This is a genomic window from Shewanella sp. TB7-MNA-CIBAN-0143 (assembly GCF_040310065.1).
Taxonomy (GTDB): Bacteria; Pseudomonadota; Gammaproteobacteria; order Enterobacterales; family Shewanellaceae; genus Shewanella.
The window spans coordinates 18,478-36,653 of the sequence record NZ_JBEOPL010000001.1; the positions used below are offsets into that span (position 1 = coordinate 18,478).

Genomic DNA, 18,176 nt, shown 5'->3' on the forward strand with positions numbered 1-18,176 from the left:
GTCAGGATTTAATGCCTTTTACTTGGCATTACATACCTGCTGGTAAATACTTAAATCGCTTCATTTGTTCGTAATGGGTATCAACAATTTTTTGTACTTGTTCTGGTGTCAGTTTGGTTTTCCACTGATGCTTGCCACCATTTCTAAAGAAGGCATTAGCATTTTCATGTTTTTCAACAAAGCCGAGTTTAGTTTCTTGGGCTTTCAATTGAGCAAAAGAAGAGTGCTTAATGGCATTTTTCAGGCGGACAGGATCTTTTTTCAAACCTAAAAAGGATTCTACTTTACGGAAGACCTTTTTAGGATCATCTAGCATATCCTCATAGCGTAAAATCAGCTTTGAGGCATCATCGGCAGTCCAGCTAGACACATGCATAGACCAAGAGGTAATAATTTGTGGCACATGCGGTGCTTCATTTGGCGTGCCAGTCATTTCTTCTGCCATATAAGCTATGGCTTCATCGATGCTGTAACCAAAGTAATTGGCCATTGAGATTGCCACATCTAGCGGGTTACGAACCACATAAATTGCCCCAGATGTGACTGAGGAATTATGCAGTGGATGACCGTTGTATTCGCCTAGGTAGTTGTGGGTTTTTACAAATGTGGTGCCATTAGCTTGATGCGCAATATCAGCCTGAACCTGTGGCCGCAATACACTCACCTCTTCTAACGTCAGCTCAGTGGTGGCAGCTTTGTCTTTTGGTAAATAATGCTGGTAACGATGCGCGGCCGACTCTGCCGTCGAAATGGTGTGCATGGTATTAATATCAATCGGTTGATCTTGATTTTGAATATAGTTTTCTAAAAATGCGCGTACCCAAGTGTTACCCGATTTAGGGTAAGAGGCCACCCAAAGTATGTTTCCCATCCGTAATCCTTTGTTATTATTTTTACGTCGTTCAATGCAGTAAAACTACCGATAATTGTTCAAAATGGCAAGTTTACTGGGGTGTTTGTATAGGGATTAAACTGTGATTATAACGACGATAATGTCGCTAAATGTAAACGCTGTAATGAATTTCAAGCTTCATAGCGCATGGTTTATTGTTAAGAGCTGACATTAATTGCTTTGCATCAAATTGCTTTGCATCAAATCGCTAGCAAATGTAGCATGCTTGTTAATAAATGCCTTGCGACCGTTTGGTAGAGGTATTTTAGGCTGTATTATGTATAAAACAACAAGGAGAGTTTTGATGAATATTAATGCAACGCTGGTTGGCCAGTTAATTGTTATTTTCGCATTGCTAGTGGGTGTTATCAGTTATTTTCTTGGTCGTCGTAAAACACAATCACCGATTATGGCGGGCGTGCTTGGCGCTGTATTATCAATTGTACCGCTATTTGGTTTGATCTATTTAGTGGTGTTGATACTCAAAAATGATGTTAATTTAGGCGCTGAAACCGCAAGCAATTAAAGGTTGTTCCTAGGTCTCCTTTTAATGTTAAGGCTGCTGTTTTGATGCAGTTACCATTTTTTCTGCTAGTGATAATAAGTTTCGGGTCAACTTATGCAACGTTAATTCCTCGCTCTGCTTATGAAGCATTCCGGCTATTGGGTTCTATTTCAGAGTGTGTTTCAGTATTAATGGCTTACGGCTTAATCGTTGCGTACAACAAATTTACCTCAGAAAAAATTGCGGTTATCTCTTCATCATAACGTTGGGCTTTGTTCAGTTGAGCATTAAAAGGGGATAGCTGAGTGTTGTATCCACTTTAGCTGCTCTGACAAGGCTCTAAACCAGTAAACGTGTCCGCGGTGTTACTGTTTAAACGCTTTGATTTTACTTATGCAACCCTTTATACTTGCCGCTGCATTTTTATGCACTGCGCGTTTAATAAATTTTAAGCCTAATTTACCCATATTGCCGAGGTCGTTTTTCCATAATGAATATTAAGCCGCATTAGTTTTCCCTCCCTATTTGGATCGTTAAGATCCGTCCGTAATTGCTGCCATGTTGGTAGTTTTTGTTGTATATCACTATCCAATATCATTTTGTCGCATTAATGAGTTAATTTCACCGCTGACGCACGCTGATATCTCAGGCGTTAACATATGTTATTGGCATATTGGCTAACATTAAAACAGAGTAAAATACATGATACAAAACATGAAAAAAGAATGGTTTTCCAACATCCGTGGAGATCTGTTAGCAGGTATAGTCGTCGCGCTAGCGTTAATTCCTGAGGCGATTGCCTTTTCTATTATTGCTGGGGTTGATCCAAAAGTGGGTTTGTACGCTTCATTCTGTATCGCTGTGGTTATCGCGTTTACGGGTGGACGTCCTGGAATGATCTCTGCGGCTACTGGTGCTATGGCGCTATTGATGGTGACCTTAGTTAAAGAACATGGTCTTGAGTATTTATTAGCAGCAACGTTATTGACCGGCATATTTCAAATTGCAGCAGGTTACTTAAAGCTTGGTAGTTTGATGCGTTTTGTCTCGCGTTCGGTGGTGACCGGCTTTGTGAACGCACTCGCCATTCTGATCTTTATGGCGCAGTTGCCAGAGCTCACAGATGTGACGTGGCATGTATACGCTATGACCGCCGCTGGACTGGGTATTATTTACTTATTCCCACTCATCCCAGTTATTGGTAAATCATTGCCGTCACCTTTGATCTGTATTGTCGGCTTAACCATTTTTGCGGTTTACATGGGATTAGATATCCGTACCGTAGGCGATATGGGACAACTTCCTGATACGTTACCAATCTTCCTTTGGCCAGAAGTGCCATTAACCCTTGAAACGTTAATGATTATCTTCCCTTACTCTGCTGGTCTTGCTGTTGTGGGTTTATTGGAATCGATGATGACAGCGACCATTGTTGATGATTTAACCGATACGCCAAGCGATAAAAACCGCGAATGCAAGGGCCAAGGTATTGCGAATATCGGTGCTGGTTTATTGGGCGGCATGGCAGGTTGTGCCATGATTGGTCAATCAATTATCAACGTTAAATCAGGCGGGCGTGGGCGTTTGTCGACATTCTCTGCCGGTTTGTTTTTGCTAATCTTGATCGTGTTTTTAGGTGATTGGTTAAAAATGATCCCTATGGCTGCACTCGTTGCCGTGATGATCATGGTGTCTATTGGAACCTTCTCTTGGGATTCTATTCGTAATCTTAAACATCATCCTTTATCGACCAATCTTGTGATGGTTGCCACAGTTGTTGTGGTTGTCGCTACCCATAATTTAGCGATTGGGGTATTTGTAGGTGTGTTACTTGCCTCGTTATTTTTTGCCAATAAAGTGGGCCGTTTTATGGTGGTTAAAAACACCGACACTTCAGCAGACACTGGCCGTCATTATCAAATTATTGGCCAAGTCTTTTTTGCCTCAGCAGATAAGTTCAGCAACTCATTTGATTTCAGAGAAGTGGTTGATAAGGTGACTATTGATTTATCTTTGGCACATTTTTGGGATATTACTGCGGTATCGGCGCTCGATAAAGTGGTGATTAAATTCCGCCGTGAGGGCACTGAAGTTGAGTTAATTGGTCTTAATGAAGCCAGCGCTACCATTGTGGATAAATTTGGTGTGCATGATAAACCCGAAGACGTTGAAAAAATGATGTCAGGTCACTAAGCCCATAGCAACACTATAAAAGGATAATAATGATGACAAATGTGATTGCCTGTATCGATGGTTCAAAAGCAACACGCGCGGTATCTGATGCTAGTGGCTGGGCGGCTATGCAGTTGAATGCCCCAGTGACTTTACTACATGTATTGGATAAGTCTGCCTATCCTACAGAGTTAAATCTGTCGGGAAATATTGGCCTTGGTAGCCGAGAGCATCTGCTTGCTGAAATGGTTGAACTTGAAGGGCGCATGAGCAAACTCGCGCTCGAACAAGGTAAATATATGCTACAAGATGCGCAAACGAGCATTGTGGCGGCGCAACCTTCTGTGACTGTGCAAACACTGCAGCGCCATGGCGATTTAGTGGAAACGCTACTTGAGCAGGAAGCTGATGCCAGACTGGTGGTTATTGGTCGTCAAGGTGAGCAACATCAAGATCAAGCGCAAGCGATTGGCAGTCATTTAGAAAGTGTTATACGCACGCTTAAACAGCCGATTTTAGTGGTGATGGCTGATTTTACAATGCCAAGCCGTTTTATGATTGCTTATGACGGCAGTGCTACTTCGAAAACCGTGCTTGAACGCGTGATAAGCAGCCCACTACTTAAAGGGCTCGCATGCCATTTAGTGATGGTGTCTGACAATCAATCTCAAGCGCTAACCGAATTGACTTCAGTTGCAAACTCTCTTACCGAGGCTGGTTTTGAGGTAACAACTGCGGTTTGTCAGGGCGAGGTGCAAACGGCTCTAGAGGCTTACCAGCTAGCACACCAAATTGATTTAATGGTAATGGGTGCTTATGGTCATTCACGTATTCGTGAATTTTTTGTTGGTAGTAATACGACACGGATGATCAGTAAAAGCCACATTCCGTTGTTATTGTTGCGTTAAGCAAAAAAGACTAGCGTCGCTTCGCTGCTAGGGCGGACTACGTCCTGCTAGGATCGCTTCGCTGCTAGGGCGGACTATGTCCTGCTAGGATCGCTTCGCTACTAGAGCGGACTATGTCCTGCTAGGATCGCTTCGCAACTAGAGCGGACTATGTCCTGCTAGGATCGCTTCGCTGCTAGGGCGGACTACGTCCTGCTAGGATCGCTTCGCTGCTAGGGCGGACTACGTCCTGCTAGGATCGCTTCGCGACTAGGGCGGACTTGCGTCCTGCTAGGGGCTAGGTTCTTGATTTTATAGGATCTAGCCGCGCAGCGACCTAGCAGCGTAGCGCTACTAGGCTACTAGTATGCTGTGAGCTAGGCTCTGCTTAAGCAACAACACTTGGCAGCAGTGACTTTTCTGCTTTAACGGCACACACCTTATATTCTGGAATTTTTGCAATGGGATCCAATGCATTAATGGTCAGTTTATTGGCTGCGGCTTCGGCAAAGTGGAATGGTAAAAATAATACTCCTACCTGAGCCCTCTTAGTCACAAAGGCGGCTATATCTATTTCTCCGCGGCGAGTACTCAGTTTCAACATATCACCGTTATTGACTCCCAATTGCTCGGCATCAAAAACTGAAATCATTACTCTGGGCGAGCCTTTAATATCCAGTTCCGGGGTTTTGCGCGTCATAGTGCCAGTATGAAATTGTTCCAGTAAACGGCCTGTTGAAAGGGTTAATGGATATTCGCTATCGGGCATTTCGGCAGGTAGTCGATAACTCACTGGCATCATTCTGCCTTTACCGCGTAAAAATGTTTCGGTATGCAAAATCGGTGTGCCAGGATGGTTTTCATCAAAGCATGGCCACTGTATACCATCTACCTTGTGTTCAAGTCGTTGCCAGGTAAGGCCTTGATATTGCGGGGTGACGTGGTTAATTTCTTGCCAAATATCTTTGGTGCTGTGGTAATGCCAATTAGCATCAAGGCTGTTGGCAATCATTTGGATAATTTTCCAGTCTACAATCGCATCCCCTGGAGGGGTTAACGCGACACGTAATTGTTGTACCCGACGTTCTGTATTGGTGAAATGGCCATCTTTTTCGGCAAAGGCGGTTGCGGGTAATACCACATGAGCCATCTGCGCAGTTTCGGTTAAAAAGATATCTTGCACCAACATAAATTTAATTTTGGATAGTGCAGCGATTGCATGGGCTTGGTCCGGATCGCTCAGCACTGGGTTTTCTCCCAAAACATACAGAGCATCGAGTTTACCTTTCACAATCGCCTGCATGATTTCAGTTGCTGCTAATCCTATCTCTGAATTTAGCGATGTATTGCCCCAAGCTTTGGCAAATTTAGCGTTATTAGTCGGATTGATTTTTTGGTAACCGGGATAATAATTGGGTAACGCGCCCATATCACAAGCGCCTTGAACATTACTTTGGCCGCGCAGTGGGTTTAGTCCGGCGCCTGTTACGCCAATATTGCCACACAGCAATTGCAAGTTGGAGGTGGACACAACATTGTCATAACCCGAAGTATGTTGAGTAATCCCCATGGCATAATACAAGGCGGTTTTGCTGGCGGTGCCGATCATTTTTGCCATAGTGGCAATATCTTCGGCACTCACGCCAGTTATTAGGGCTGCATTGGCTAAGCTGTAATCGGGTTTCATCACTTCTTGTTTGAGCAATTCATAGTCTTCAATACGGCTATTGATGTAGTGCATGTCTTGCCAGTTATTGATGATAATTTGCTGCATGATGGCATTGAGTAGCATCACATCTGTGCCAGGTTTATGTGATACATATAAATGGGCACTGTCTGCAATAGCCGTTCTCTTTGGGTCCGCCACAATTAAGCGCGCGCCGTGTTGGCTAACGGCTCGTTTAATATGCGAGGCAATAATAGGATGGGCGCTGGTGGTATCGGAGCCGATGATAAAAATCACATCTGAGTCTTTAATGCTGGGAATATCATTGGTCATGGCCCCGCCGCCAATGGTATCGGATAACCCAGCAACAGATGATGAATGACATAGTCGCGCGCAGTGATCAATGTTGTTGGTGCCCATAATGCTACGGGTGAATTTTTGCATTAAATAGTTTTCTTCATTGGTGCATTTAGCTGAAGACAATGCAGCAAACTTGCTTGGCCCAGCGGCATCTTTAATCGGTTGCAGTTGCTGTGCTATATAACTAATGGCTTCAGACCAAGAGGCGGGTTGCAGCTGACCATTTTTGCGAATTAATGGCGTTGTAAGGCGTTTAGGACTGTTTAAAAAATCAAAACCAGAGCGCCCTTTAACACATAACATGCCTTCATTGACCACTGATTGAGTATCGCCAGATACTCGCATTACATGATTTTTGTCCTGATCGACATGCAGTTCAACCCGGCAACCAACGCCACAATATGTGCACACGGTTGAGGTTTTGGTTAACGCTCTGTCGCTGCCTTGGGTTTTATCGCGGGCATCAACCAAAGCGCCAGTAGGGCAAACTTGAACACAGTTACCGCATTGCACACAATCACTGTCATTCATCGACGCAGTAAAGCCAACACGAGGGGCATTGCGGCTAATGCCTGCTGTTGTAGCATCGGGTAGTGCTTGATAACTATTGGCTTCAAAGCTGATAACGTTATGACCACTTTGCTGATGGCAAGCGTCAATACAAGCGGCGCAACTGATGCAGCGATTAGCATCAAAAGTAATAAAAGGCGCACTGTTATCGACTTTAAATTTACGCGCCTGAGTTTGAACCAGTGTTTTTCCGTCGACTTTATATTCGGTGGCGTAATCGCGTAACTTACAATCGGTATTGGCTTGGCAAGCACACTCTAAACAACGCATAGCTTCTTGCATTGCTTCATCGGGAATGAATCCTAGCTCTACTTCGGCAAAGTTAAGCGCTCGATTGAGCTGGTTTAGCTCTGGCATTTTTAAGCGACGACGTTTGGCTGTCTCAGGGTATAAGTTAGGGTAAGCGTTGGGATGTAGCGCTGCAGATAACGAGGCTGTTTTGTTGGCTTTTCGTGAGTTAAATAGTCCAGGCTCTAAATGACATGTTAAGCCTTCAGTTAACAATCCTTCAATGGCTTCAGCGGCTTTGCGGCCATCAGCTACCGCACCAACTGCAGTACCTGGGCCGGTGCGGGAATCACCGATAACAAATAGCTTTTCCACTCCAGCAGACATGGTTTGCTCGCAGCCAAGGAAAGTATGCCAGCGGGTCAGGGCGATATGGCCAGTGTCTATTTGATTTTCTGGTTGGTCTAAAAAGGCTAAATCCACTTGTTGAGATACCGCAGGAATTACAGTGTCGAACGCTTCTTCAAAGGTTTCGCCGGTCGCTTTAGGGGAGCGGCGACCAGATTCATCGGGCTCACCGAGCGCCATTTTAGCAAAGGTGACGGATTTAACCCGGCCCTGGTTATCGCTGTGGTTTTCCAGAGGATTAGTGAGAAAATGAAACTTAACCCCTTCCTCTTCTGCTTCATGTATTTCATAGGGCTCAGCTGGCATTTCATCACGGCTACGACGATAGATTAAGGTCACATCTGCACCATCGCGCACAGCGGTACGGGCGCAATCAATGGCAGTATTACCGCCACCAATGACGGCCACTTTTTTGCCTGTAATCAATTTTTTGTCGGTGCAATAATCGCGTAAATAGTCCACACCTAAATAACAGCCGATTAAATCACTGCCAGGATAATTCATTGGCACGGCTTTTTGTGCCCCAATCGCAAGGCAAACCGCATCATAATTGGCCACTAACTCGGTTAAATTGGTATCACGACCCAGTGCACATCCGGTCTTGATCTTAAGTCCATTGCGGGTGAGCAGTTCAATCTCTTTATCCAGTATATCTTTAGGTAAGCGGTACTCTGGGATGCCGTAACGTAACCAGCCACCTGCTTTAGGGGCCGACTCCATAATGGTGACATCGTGGCCATTATTAGACAAATAATAGCCGGCGGTGAGTCCTGCTGGGCCACTGCCGATAATCGCAATGCGCTTGTTGGTAGCGGGTGCTTTTGGCGGGACATAAGACTCTGCATCTTGTAAATCTAAGTCTGCTGCATGACGTTTTAATTGGCGAATTGCCACAGGTTCATCTACCAGTCCGCGGCGACACTGGGCTTCACAAAAAGCCGGGCAAACACGGCCAATAGACAAGGGTAAAGGTAAGGTTTGCTTGATGACTTTGACGGCTTCTTTATGATCACCTCTGCCGATATGATACAGGTACGACTGCACGTCAACGCCGGCAGGACAGGCGGTTTGGCAGGGCGCTTCACAATCCGCAAAGTGATCACTCAGAATATCTTTGAGTGCTTGTTGACGAAGATGGCTTAAGTGGCTCGACTGAGTAATGACCTCTAAACCCGTTTCTAGCGGTGTTTCACAGGCGCGAACACATCGTAAACTACCATCATGGTTTTTGATTTGTACTTGGCACAAATTGCAGTGTTGTCTCTCTTGGCGATGAGAATAATCACATAAGCTAGGGATGTTAATACCGGCGTTTTTTGCTGCCTTTAACAAGCTGTCAGCTTTAGGAAGCGAAAGTGTTATTCCGTCGATAGTGATATCAATCATTGCAAAGCCTTTTCATTTTTTGAGTCACGGGCAAAGTCTAATGCCTTTGAGGATGGGACGAGTAGGGCGTCAATAGGCATAAAAAAATAAACCTAAAATGGGATTAATGTCAGCAATGGCAGATTAAGCTGATAACCTTGCTCTGGCATCTAGAGTCTATGCATCAAGTTTAATTTGAGGAGTGATTTTCAGATGTGACTTAGATCATTTTTATTGCGATTAAATATGTATTTTATATTAATGTTATAATAAACAATTAACTACTTGTGGTTTTGTCTCGTAATTATTGCTAGGAGAGTGATGATTTGTTGTCATTGTTCACAATTGTGGACAGTTGGTTGTGATGAGAGGATTCATTGCTGTTACAACCATTTCTGTTATAGCCATTGCTGTTACAACAATGGCTGTTACAACAATGGCGGTTACAAAAAAGCAGGCTGAGTAAATGATATTCAACCCGCTTGTTTATTGCTACTTCAATCTAAAAACCACTTCAACTCTGTCGCTAATGTTAACTTGGCCTTGTTGATAGGTTTGCGCCACATCGGCATTCATTTTCATGCTGGCGCGGTACATTTCTGGCTGATTGGCTTGTTGCGGAAAGTATCTTACTTGCCATACCCCTGCAATTTGTTCACCAAAGCCTTTGGCTAAAGATTGAGCTTTTTGCTTGGCGTCATCAATCGCGGCTTGGCGAGCTTGCGCAATAATTTTGGCTTCTTGGCTCGACTTTAGCTCGATATTATTAACGTTATTAATCCCTTCAACCAAAGCGCTGTCGAGTAATTCATTTAAGCTGTTAAGGTCAATTACGGTAATGGTCATTTGACGACTAGCGTTATAACCCGTGAGTTTACGCGGTTCATTTTGCACATACATATATTGCGGATTAAGTTGTAAGTTAGCACTTTGGATGTGTTTTTTGTCGACTCCAGCTTTGAGTAATCGTTGCATAAATTGGCTAACGGCTTCGTCGGCTTTGTCTTTAGCGGCTTTAGCGCTATCGGCTTCTATAGATACTTGAACATTGATAATAGCCATGTCTGCTGCAGCTTCAATGGTGCTTGTTCCCACTGTTTCAATATGAGCAAAACTGAGCTCAGCTGCTTGTACTGGCGATAAACTGCTGGTGGCGGTTAAGGTAAATAATGAGGCAGAAATGATGCTTGTGAGTAATATTTTGTTCATTGATAACTCCGCTAGTGGTTAGCTAAATACTGTTTTCACACAGGTAAAGTGGGTCTGTTATGAGTGTAAACGGTGCAAATATAAAAAAGGGTTTTTATTTTTGACTATTTTCTGCGATTTATTTCTTACGGTTTATTTATGACTTACTAACTACTTAACAGAAACTAAAACAACTGGGCCGAGATATTAAGCAATTTGTTTCTGATCCATTGATTTACCGGATCGTCTTGGGCTTGTTGATGCCAATACATGTGTACCGCCAGTTCTGGTACTTCAAAGGGCAATGGCGACACTACAATTGGCATGGTTTGTTGTAACAACATGGCGTAGGTGTTTGGCATGGTCATGATCAAATCTGATTGGCAGATCACGCTGATGGCGGCAAAGTAATGCTCGCAGCGTAATGCAATATTGCGGCTAACGCCTTGATGGGCGAGTGCCATGTCGACGGTGTCGATGCTGAAGTCTTTTAAGCTCACTAATGCATGAGATGCGGCGGCATAATTAGCGAGCGTGAGCTGCTGTAATATAGAATGGTTTTGACGACACACTAATGAAAATCGTTCGCTACATATTAGAGTATTGCGAATATCTTTATGGGTTGGCATCAGTACATCGATAACAATATCTAAACTTTGCTGCGCCAGTGACGGCTCAAGTTCAGTGCGTTTAATTTGACGACTGTTTAGGGTGATATTGGGGGTGTTATTGAGTAAATCGGGCATAAGAATAGGAAAGAACATTGACTCTAATATGTCTCTTAAGCCTAGTTTTATCTCGCGTTTGTGCTGTTGTATGTCAAATGTCGCGGGTTGGCTAACGGTATTATTGAGTAACAGCAGCGCTTGTTGCACGTCGGGAATGATTTTTTGGCATAAGGCTGTTGGCACCATTTTACGGCCATGGCGGACAAATAATGGGTCGTTAAATTTGTCGCGTAGCCGAGCAATAGCATGGCTTACAGCGGGTTGTGTTAGGTGCAGTTTACTGGCCGCAGCAGTAATACTGCCGTGCTGATATACCGTGCTCATAATGAGGAATAAGTTTAAATCAATCTTACTATGCAGCATATTAATAGTTATCTATGATTTAGTATCATTTGAATTTATTTTAGGCTTGGTTAAATTAAAGTCAAACTAAACCAATAAAAGTAGACTCAACATGACCGCAATAAATGACACTCAAGCACAGCAAATTCAAAAAATGACCATTGGCACAGATAAATATCCAATGCCGTTACCGCCAAAGTTTGATAATAAACAACAGCAACAACAATATGAAAAACAGCGTCTAGCGGCGGCATTTAGAGTATTTGCCCATTATCGATTCGATGAGGGTTTAGCGGGGCATATCACCTTGCGTGATTGTATTGACCCTGAGTCATTTTGGGTTAATCCGTTAGCGGTGCATTTTTCTAAAATTAGGGCTTCTGATTTAGTGCGAGTTGATCATAAAGGCAATATTTTGGAGGGTAAGCATCCAATCAATAATGCCGCATTTGCGATTCATTCGCGTATTCACCATGCTCGCCCCGATGTCAACGCAGTGGCTCACGCCCATACTACTTATGGGCGTGCATTTTCATCACTAGGTGAGTTACTTAAACCTATTTCTCAAGACGCATGCATGTTTTATGAAAACCACAGTGTGTTTGAGACTTTTACCGGCGTGGTCGCCGATTTATCTGAAGGCGATATGATTGCTGAGGCGCTACAAGGCCATGCTGCGGTTATCTTACAAAACCATGGCTTACTCACTGTCGGTAAGTCTGTTGATGCGGCAACGGCTAATTTTGTCATGTTAGACAGTTGCTGCCATAGCCAGTTATTGGCACAGGCGGCGGGTGAACTTAAATTGATTGGCCATGAAATTGCGACTAAAACTCGCCAAATTAATGGCTCAGATTTAGTGACATGGGGTAATTTTCAACCTTTGTATCAGGTCATGTTGGCGCAAGATAACAGCTTTTTAGATTAAGCCTGTTAACGATGCCAAAGGGCGGTTTGATTTTGATAAAACCGTATGCATGCAGCTATATTTCGCAAGAACGTATTCTGTACTGATGCTTATGATACTCGCTAAGTCTGCTTAGCGAGCAAGGATGCAATTCCCTATGACAGGTTCGATTATTACCGAAATACTGCTGCCATTGTCGCTCGCCTTCATTATGTTTGGCATGGGCTTAAGTTTAACTCAATTTGATTTTTTACGTTTATGGCAAACTCCAATGCCGATTATTGGCGGCTTTATTGGCCAAATTATCGTGTTGCCTTTGTTGGCTTTTACGCTTTGTTTGTTGATGGACTTATCGCCAGCGATGTCGATAGGGTTAATGATTTTGGCTGCCTGCCCCGGTGGGACTACCTCAAATGTTGTAAGTCATCTTGCTAAGGCTAATTTGGCTTTGTCGGTGAGTTTGACTGCACTGAGTAGCATTGTATGTGTTTTTACCGCGCCGTTTATCATCCAATTTGCGGTTAGCTATTTTAGTGATAGCCATGATATTGAAGTGTCATTAAGTGGTATTTCATTAGGTTTATTGTTGATTACCTTGCTACCGATTATGTTTGGCATGATTGTGCGGCGTTATTATCGCGATTGGGCTGTGAAGGTTGAGGTGTATTTTAGGCGCTTTGCGTTAGTGTTTTTATTGTTGATGATTACTGGGGTGGTGATTCAAGAAAGTGACATTATCAGCGATGCTTTTAACGAGGTGTTTATTGCGTGCATGTTGTTAAATTTGCTTGCCATGATGGTGGGCGTAATTACTGCCAAACTATTCAAATTAAGCCATAAAGATAGTCTAACGTTGGCCATTGAAATAGGTTTACAAAACTCCACTATGGCAATGCTTATTTGCATCAGTTTACTGCATATGCCCAGTTATGCTGTGGTAGCTGGAGTGTATAGTTTAACGATGTATTTAGGGGCTGGCTTGTTAATCGCGTATGCCCGTTATGCTAGAAACCAAAAACATACAGTTCAATCTAGCTAATTACATTAGTGCTATTAATTAACGGATTTTGTCGGTTAGTTAATAGCTTAGTTACTTACTTAGGGCTTAGTTAATCACTTAGTCTTTAGTTACATAGTGTTTAGTTAGTTACTTAGTTAGTTACTTAGTTAGTTACTTAGTGCTTACGCACTCGCGTTCCTAAATCGAATGTTATTTTACTCTTTTTTGCTGGCGGTATTCACTGGGTGTGGTGCCTTGCCAGCGTTTAAATGCCCGTCGAAAGTTAGCCACATCAACATAACCTAATTGATATGCCAATTGCTTAATACTGCCATTAGATTGTGATAAGTATTGCTTCGCAATATGGTGATTCACCGACGCGACAATGTTTCTATAGCTTGTTTGTTGTTGGGTTAAATGGCGATGAAGAGTCCGTGGGGTCATATTAAAATGCGTGGCTGTATCGCTTAAGCTTGGTAGTGGCATCGGACTTTGTAGTAAATACTGATACAACTTATCGCTAAGGCTTTGCTGTAAATTAAGTTTTTTAAGTTCGTTAATACACCATTGTTTGGCTTGAACAAACGAGCTGGGATCGGCCATATCCAAGCGTTGAGTTAATGATGCTTGAGTTAATATTAGCTGGGTGCTGGCTTGATTAAAATGCACTGGTACTTTGAGTAATGCGGAGTATTGCTGCCAATAGGCTGGTGCTGCGAACCCCAAATTAACCTGGCTTATTGCAGGTGACAACGGGGTGGTTTGTTGTAACAAATTGGCAATGGTGACGAGCAAAGCATCCATAAACGGTTGTTGAATCACGCCCAATGGTTGTATCGCTTGCAGTGTGATAACCATACTGCTGGCGGTTTCATGGGTATTAACATTAACCAATGGTGTGCGTGTATTGATAAATTGCTTCAATGTATCAACAGCTTGTTTAAGGGTACTGCTATTAAGGATGGCAAATCCCATCATGCCATGGGTGTTAATGCCTATTCGGCTGCCGACATGTAAGCCCAAGTCTGGCCGTGCCGATAGATGAATTGCAGAGGTTATCAGTCGTTGATAATCATCAAAAGTCACTTGAAAGTTAGGGTCTTGTAGTTGTTCAAGCATAAGGCCGTTATGGGCTAGCCATATATCGACATTGCATTCCCACAGGCGCAGCTGTTGATACACTTGGTTTAAGTAAAATACAGGAAGCAGCTGCATAGCAATCTTATTAATGGCTTTGAGTTAGTTGTAACGGATTTTGCTGTGCTTGTCTATTAATGACCCCTTAATGTCCATTCTTCCCTCTTTGTTATATTTCTGGTTGGCGTACAGTAAACCTTTAATCACCAAGGAATGTGTATGTTGTCTATGTTTACTGCCAAACCGGTTAGCCTAACCATTAATGATGAAATAGTGATAGCGCAAACTAGCGTTAAACACTCTATTTTAACCGCCGCGTTGGCCGCCAACATTGCCTTTCCGCATCATTGCCGAGTAGGCAGTTGCGGTGCTTGTCGATGCAAGTTGGTTGCGGGCGAAGTGAAACAATTAACCGACAGCGCATATGTTTTATCAGCTGAAGCCATCGCTCAAGGAATGATTTTGGCCTGTCAGAGTCTGCCTAAAACTGATGTGAACATTCACGTTAATTTACGCCAGCGTCCTTTAGCTGACGAACCGCAAGCATAAGGACGTGGCCATGTTTAAATACCTTAAATTTATGTCGTTTCATCTTATGGCGGTGATCGCTATTATCAGCATCACTTTGGGTGGAACCTATATCAGCATTGGCTTTGCTATTTGGGTTGCGGTGTATTTGGGTGGTGACATCGTGTTTGGTGATGATACCGCGACGCCACAATATCGCTATCCGGCTTTGCTTACGTGGCAATTGTGGTTGGCACTGCCATTGACTGTGATATTAGTGTTTGTGTGTTGCTGGCAATTTGCCAGCCAAGATATTGGCCAATATGGCGCATGGGTCACTCGTTTTACGGGGTATGACGCCCTGTTAGCAAGGCAAAACACCAGCATGATTCAATATGGGGTGATGGTGATTTATTTGGGCTTAGTGGTTGGCGTAATGGCGACGATTACAGGCCATGAGCTAACCCATCGTACTTGGCAGCCGGTGTCATTATTGATTGGACGCTGGTTATTGGCATTTAGCTTTGATGCTAACTTTGCCATTGAACATGTATATGGCCACCATAAATACGTTAGTACCTTGAACGATCCTGCTACCGCTCCGCGTGGTCGTGGTGTTTATGCACATATTATTATTTCGACCATTAAGGGCAATATTAGTGCGTGGCATATTGAGCAACAAAGGCTGGTGCGTAAACAGTTAGCTGTGTGGAGTTGGCACAATAAAGCGTTACGAGGTTACGCTATGAGTGTCGCTATTATGGTGTGGGTATTTTGGCTTGCTGGTTGGCAGGGGTTAAGCTTTTTTGTATTAATGGCGTTATGGGCTAAAGCGACTTTAGAGATAGTCAATTACATGGAGCATTATGGTTTGGTTCGCGAACTTAACTCGCCAGTAAAACCTCATCATTCTTGGAATACCAATAAGCGGGTAAGCTCGTGGGCAATGTTTAACTTAACCCGACATTCACATCATCACGCTCAAGGGCAGTTACCTTACCATCAGTTATCGCCTTATCCCGATGCACCGCAAATGATTGGCGGTTACCTTAGTACCTTTGTATTGACCCTCATTCCGCCTTTATGGCATCGACTTATGCTGCCCAAATTACAACATTGGGATGCACATTTTGCCACGCCAGCTGAATATAATATGGCCCAGCAGGCAAATCAACAAAGTGGCATTGCAACTTATCAAGCGTGTTGTTAACCCTTTGATTGTTTGATTGTTTAGACGCTAATAGATATTAGCTACTCATATTAATGCGGTTACGGCCTGTTGATTTGGCGCGGTAAAGTGCTGTGTCTGCGGCGCAAACCAGTGCGGTTGGCGTGCGGTATTGACCACTGCGTTCACAGGCAATGCCCTGGCTGACACTGATTTTGGTTTGTGCAGGTAACCCTATATCGGTAAAGCTTAACTGGTTAATACGACGTTGAATATTTTTGGCAATGTATTCTGCAGTTAACGGATTACTGTTGGGCAAAATGACCACAAACTCTTCACCACCATAACGGGCAGCCATCGCATTGTTAGACGGGAGCACCTCTGCCAGTACTTGGGCAATTTTTTGCAAACATTTATCACCGTTAACATGACCATACTGGTCATTAAACATTTTAAAATAATCGACATCGATGATGATTAAACACAGCGGTTGGTCGTGATTAATGCTGTCGTTCCAGTTGGTTTGCAGGGCATCATCAAAAGCATGTCGATTGGCAAGACCGGTTAATTTGTCAGTATGCGCTAAGTGGCGCAGTTTATTGTATTCGGCTTTATGCGAAGTCAGGTTATGCATAATGCCAATAAATAATGGCTCCGAGCCTATTTGTATTGACGGTAAACATGACAATGATAAATCGGCTTCGAGCAACGTGCTGTCGGCGCGGTTAATGATAATTTCTTTAGGCCCATGATTAAACTGAGTTACTTTGTTGCTTTGATCGCTGGCGTTGTTCCACAGGTCAAATAAAGATTGATACTCATCTTTAAAAGGACTTTGTAGATAATCGGTCCAGGTTTGACCAATTAACATTTCGGCTGGGGCACCGAATAATTTAGCGCCTAACGGATTAATCATCTCAATAACGCCAGCGGAGTTAATCACAAATATCGCTTCTGAAATCGCGTTAATCACATTGAGTAAGGTGCGAATTTGTAAGTTATCTACTACAGCCATTTTGCCATTCTGGTTTGCTGAAGTGGCATCAAAATTGGCATCAAACATCACCGCTGTCGATGACGAGTCGGCTAGGGTTTCAGCTTCAACACGCAGTGGTATTTTTACCGCGTTAGGATATTTAGACAATGAGTCTGTTAATTTAGTCACACGAGAAATCGTGTCATTGAGTTCAGTTAATTTATCATTGGTAAACATGGTGCATTTCCTCAAGCGTTTGGTGTTGGTAACCCCTTGTTGATGACAAACACTCTATTAGGAATAAGGCTTATTTACCTTTCGGTAACCTTCTGGTTTTAACCTATTGATTTTATTCTATTTAAAGTTTACGTTTATTGTATGGATTTGTTGTTATTGAGTTGGCTCTATTGCATGTACCTTGGAGGCAAGCTGATTTTGTTGCTGGGTTTTAGGATTTGTCTCACTAAAACCGATAGTGTTCTTAGCTTAAATAGCTTGTTGTGCAGCTGTATTTGGTTGCATCGTTGACAGATGTTGAGCCGTTATTGGGAGGTGGCGAGACCGTTATTTTACAGGCGTTTACTCATCGGTCTGTTGAGAAATGATTGGTTTTTGAGTTCGGTTAACGGGTAAAAGATAACTTCAACCTCGGGTTATGTTAATGGATAATACAAGTCGTTTTATCAATGTTTAATTATTGGTTGTTCTAGTTATGTTGAACAAGATAAAAAGCTCAGGGCAAGCCTGAGCTTTTTCAGTTTGTTGTTTGTTTAATTATTTGGACGATTGATAACTTCAGGATCTGGGCTGAGTAGCATTAAGGTATTGGCGTTGTTAGACAGTACAAATTGAAAGCTGGTATTGCCCGGTACTTCATCTAAATCGGTTAATTGAATCAATGTGCCATCGCTGCTAATGGTTGTGACATCGATAATGCCGTCAAAAGGTGTGGTGAAAGCTGCACCGACAAATTTAAGTCCTTTACCTGTATTGTCAATCAGTTGGTAAGAGATTGTGCTGTACTGGGTCACAATCACATTACCGCTTTTTGGGGTGCCATCTTGGCTAGTATAACTAAAAAAGGGCTCACCGTTTTCGAGGGTGACAGTGAGATTGAAAAATGTGCTTGGGCATTGAGTATTTGACATTTTATTTTCCATTTTTGTTGAT

General features: G+C 43.2%; 14 protein-coding genes. 7 read left to right on the forward strand and 7 right to left on the reverse strand.

Features of this window, described 5'->3' with window-relative positions; translation table 11 throughout:
- Positions 1-28 precede the first annotated feature (28 nt).
- Positions 29-871: a sulfotransferase domain-containing protein gene (locus AAEY97_RS00090; protein ID WP_101085953.1), complete on the reverse strand. Its 843-nt coding sequence runs from the start codon at positions 869-871 to the stop codon at positions 29-31.
- 325 nt (positions 872-1,196) lie between these two features.
- Between AAEY97_RS00090 and AAEY97_RS00095 the strand changes: the two genes are divergently transcribed.
- The 3 genes from AAEY97_RS00095 (at position 1,197) to AAEY97_RS00105 (ending at position 4,477) form a co-directional block, all read left to right on the forward strand.
- Positions 1,197-1,418 carry a hypothetical protein gene (locus AAEY97_RS00095; RefSeq protein ID WP_101085952.1) on the forward strand — a complete coding sequence of 74 codons (222 nt, stop codon included), beginning with the start codon at positions 1,197-1,199 and terminating at the stop codon, positions 1,416-1,418.
- 681 nt (positions 1,419-2,099) lie between these two features.
- On the forward strand, positions 2,100-3,590 hold the full coding sequence (locus AAEY97_RS00100; protein WP_101085950.1) for a SulP family inorganic anion transporter: 1,491 nt from the start codon (positions 2,100-2,102) through the stop codon (positions 3,588-3,590).
- Between the two features lie 29 nt (positions 3,591-3,619).
- Positions 3,620-4,477, forward strand: a complete 858-nt coding sequence (locus AAEY97_RS00105; protein WP_259395495.1) for a universal stress protein — start codon at positions 3,620-3,622, stop codon at positions 4,475-4,477.
- 367 nt (positions 4,478-4,844) lie between these two features.
- On the opposite strand, the gene fdhF is transcribed toward AAEY97_RS00105, so the two are convergent.
- The 3 genes from fdhF to AAEY97_RS00120 all read right to left on the reverse strand — a co-directional run bounded on the left by fdhF (position 4,845) and on the right by AAEY97_RS00120 (position 11,332).
- Positions 4,845-9,074 carry a formate dehydrogenase subunit alpha gene (fdhF, locus tag AAEY97_RS00110; protein ID WP_350995640.1) on the reverse strand — a complete coding sequence of 1,410 codons (4,230 nt, stop codon included), beginning with the start codon at positions 9,072-9,074 and terminating at the stop codon, positions 4,845-4,847.
- A gap of 471 nt (positions 9,075-9,545) precedes the next feature.
- Positions 9,546-10,262, reverse strand: a complete 717-nt coding sequence (locus tag AAEY97_RS00115) for an oxidative stress defense protein (RefSeq protein WP_335690861.1) — start codon at positions 10,260-10,262, stop codon at positions 9,546-9,548.
- Positions 10,263-10,426: 164 nt separating this feature from the next.
- Positions 10,427-11,332: a LysR family transcriptional regulator gene (locus tag AAEY97_RS00120; protein WP_350995643.1), complete on the reverse strand. Its 906-nt coding sequence runs from the start codon at positions 11,330-11,332 to the stop codon at positions 10,427-10,429.
- 100 nt (positions 11,333-11,432) lie between these two features.
- On the opposite strand from AAEY97_RS00120, the gene AAEY97_RS00125 reads away from it, so the two are divergent.
- Positions 11,433-12,239 (forward strand): class II aldolase/adducin family protein, encoded by an 807-nt coding sequence (locus AAEY97_RS00125; RefSeq protein WP_443024118.1) that lies wholly within the window; start codon positions 11,433-11,435, stop codon positions 12,237-12,239.
- A 136-nt stretch (positions 12,240-12,375) separates the two neighbouring features.
- Positions 12,376-13,257: a bile acid:sodium symporter family protein gene (locus AAEY97_RS00130; protein ID WP_350995646.1), complete on the forward strand. Its 882-nt coding sequence runs from the start codon at positions 12,376-12,378 to the stop codon at positions 13,255-13,257.
- Between the two features lie 171 nt (positions 13,258-13,428).
- On the opposite strand, the gene AAEY97_RS00135 is transcribed toward AAEY97_RS00130, so the two are convergent.
- Positions 13,429-14,433 (reverse strand): AraC family transcriptional regulator, encoded by a 1,005-nt coding sequence (locus AAEY97_RS00135; protein WP_192115651.1) that lies wholly within the window; start codon positions 14,431-14,433, stop codon positions 13,429-13,431.
- A gap of 141 nt (positions 14,434-14,574) precedes the next feature.
- Between AAEY97_RS00135 and AAEY97_RS00140 the strand changes: the two genes are divergently transcribed.
- Together AAEY97_RS00140 and AAEY97_RS00145 are read left to right on the forward strand one after the other, a co-directional pair.
- Entirely contained in the window at positions 14,575-14,904 is a 330-nt protein-coding gene (locus AAEY97_RS00140) for a 2Fe-2S iron-sulfur cluster-binding protein (protein WP_157822775.1), read from the forward strand.
- A gap of 10 nt (positions 14,905-14,914) precedes the next feature.
- Positions 14,915-16,072 (forward strand): alkane 1-monooxygenase, encoded by a 1,158-nt coding sequence (locus AAEY97_RS00145; protein ID WP_350979710.1) that lies wholly within the window; start codon positions 14,915-14,917, stop codon positions 16,070-16,072.
- 37 nt (positions 16,073-16,109) lie between these two features.
- Here the strand turns inward: AAEY97_RS00145 and AAEY97_RS00150 are convergent, their stop codons facing one another.
- Together AAEY97_RS00150 and AAEY97_RS00155 are read right to left on the reverse strand one after the other, a co-directional pair.
- The gene (locus AAEY97_RS00150; protein ID WP_350995650.1) at positions 16,110-17,243 is read right to left on the reverse strand and encodes a sensor domain-containing diguanylate cyclase; all 1,134 of its coding nucleotides are present in this window, start codon (positions 17,241-17,243) and stop codon (positions 16,110-16,112) included.
- Between the two features lie 533 nt (positions 17,244-17,776).
- Positions 17,777-18,154 carry a DP-EP family protein gene (locus AAEY97_RS00155; RefSeq protein WP_350995653.1) on the reverse strand — a complete coding sequence of 126 codons (378 nt, stop codon included), beginning with the start codon at positions 18,152-18,154 and terminating at the stop codon, positions 17,777-17,779.
- Between the last annotated feature and the right edge of the window lie 22 nt (positions 18,155-18,176).

What these genes read in the sequence shown, in the direction of transcription:
- AAEY97_RS00090 (WP_101085953.1), bottom strand. Translation starts at nt 871, where the DNA reads ATGGGAAACATACTTTGGGTGGCCTCTTACCCTAAATCGGGTAACACT.
- AAEY97_RS00095 (WP_101085952.1), top strand. Translation starts at nt 1,197, where the DNA reads ATGAATATTAATGCAACGCTGGTTGGCCAGTTAATTGTTATTTTCGCA.
- AAEY97_RS00100 (WP_101085950.1), top strand. Translation starts at nt 2,100, where the DNA reads ATGATACAAAACATGAAAAAAGAATGGTTTTCCAACATCCGTGGAGAT.
- AAEY97_RS00105 (WP_259395495.1), top strand. Translation starts at nt 3,620, where the DNA reads ATGATGACAAATGTGATTGCCTGTATCGATGGTTCAAAAGCAACACGC.
- fdhF (WP_350995640.1), bottom strand. Translation starts at nt 9,074, where the DNA reads ATGATTGATATCACTATCGACGGAATAACACTTTCGCTTCCTAAAGCT.
- AAEY97_RS00115 (WP_335690861.1), bottom strand. Translation starts at nt 10,262, where the DNA reads ATGAACAAAATATTACTCACAAGCATCATTTCTGCCTCATTATTTACC.
- AAEY97_RS00120 (WP_350995643.1), bottom strand. Translation starts at nt 11,332, where the DNA reads ATGCTGCATAGTAAGATTGATTTAAACTTATTCCTCATTATGAGCACG.
- AAEY97_RS00130 (WP_350995646.1), top strand. Translation starts at nt 12,376, where the DNA reads ATGACAGGTTCGATTATTACCGAAATACTGCTGCCATTGTCGCTCGCC.
- AAEY97_RS00135 (WP_192115651.1), bottom strand. Translation starts at nt 14,433, where the DNA reads ATGCAGCTGCTTCCTGTATTTTACTTAAACCAAGTGTATCAACAGCTG.
- AAEY97_RS00140 (WP_157822775.1), top strand. Translation starts at nt 14,575, where the DNA reads ATGTTGTCTATGTTTACTGCCAAACCGGTTAGCCTAACCATTAATGAT.
- AAEY97_RS00145 (WP_350979710.1), top strand. Translation starts at nt 14,915, where the DNA reads ATGTTTAAATACCTTAAATTTATGTCGTTTCATCTTATGGCGGTGATC.
- AAEY97_RS00150 (WP_350995650.1), bottom strand. Translation starts at nt 17,243, where the DNA reads ATGTTTACCAATGATAAATTAACTGAACTCAATGACACGATTTCTCGT.
- AAEY97_RS00155 (WP_350995653.1), bottom strand. Translation starts at nt 18,154, where the DNA reads ATGTCAAATACTCAATGCCCAAGCACATTTTTCAATCTCACTGTCACC.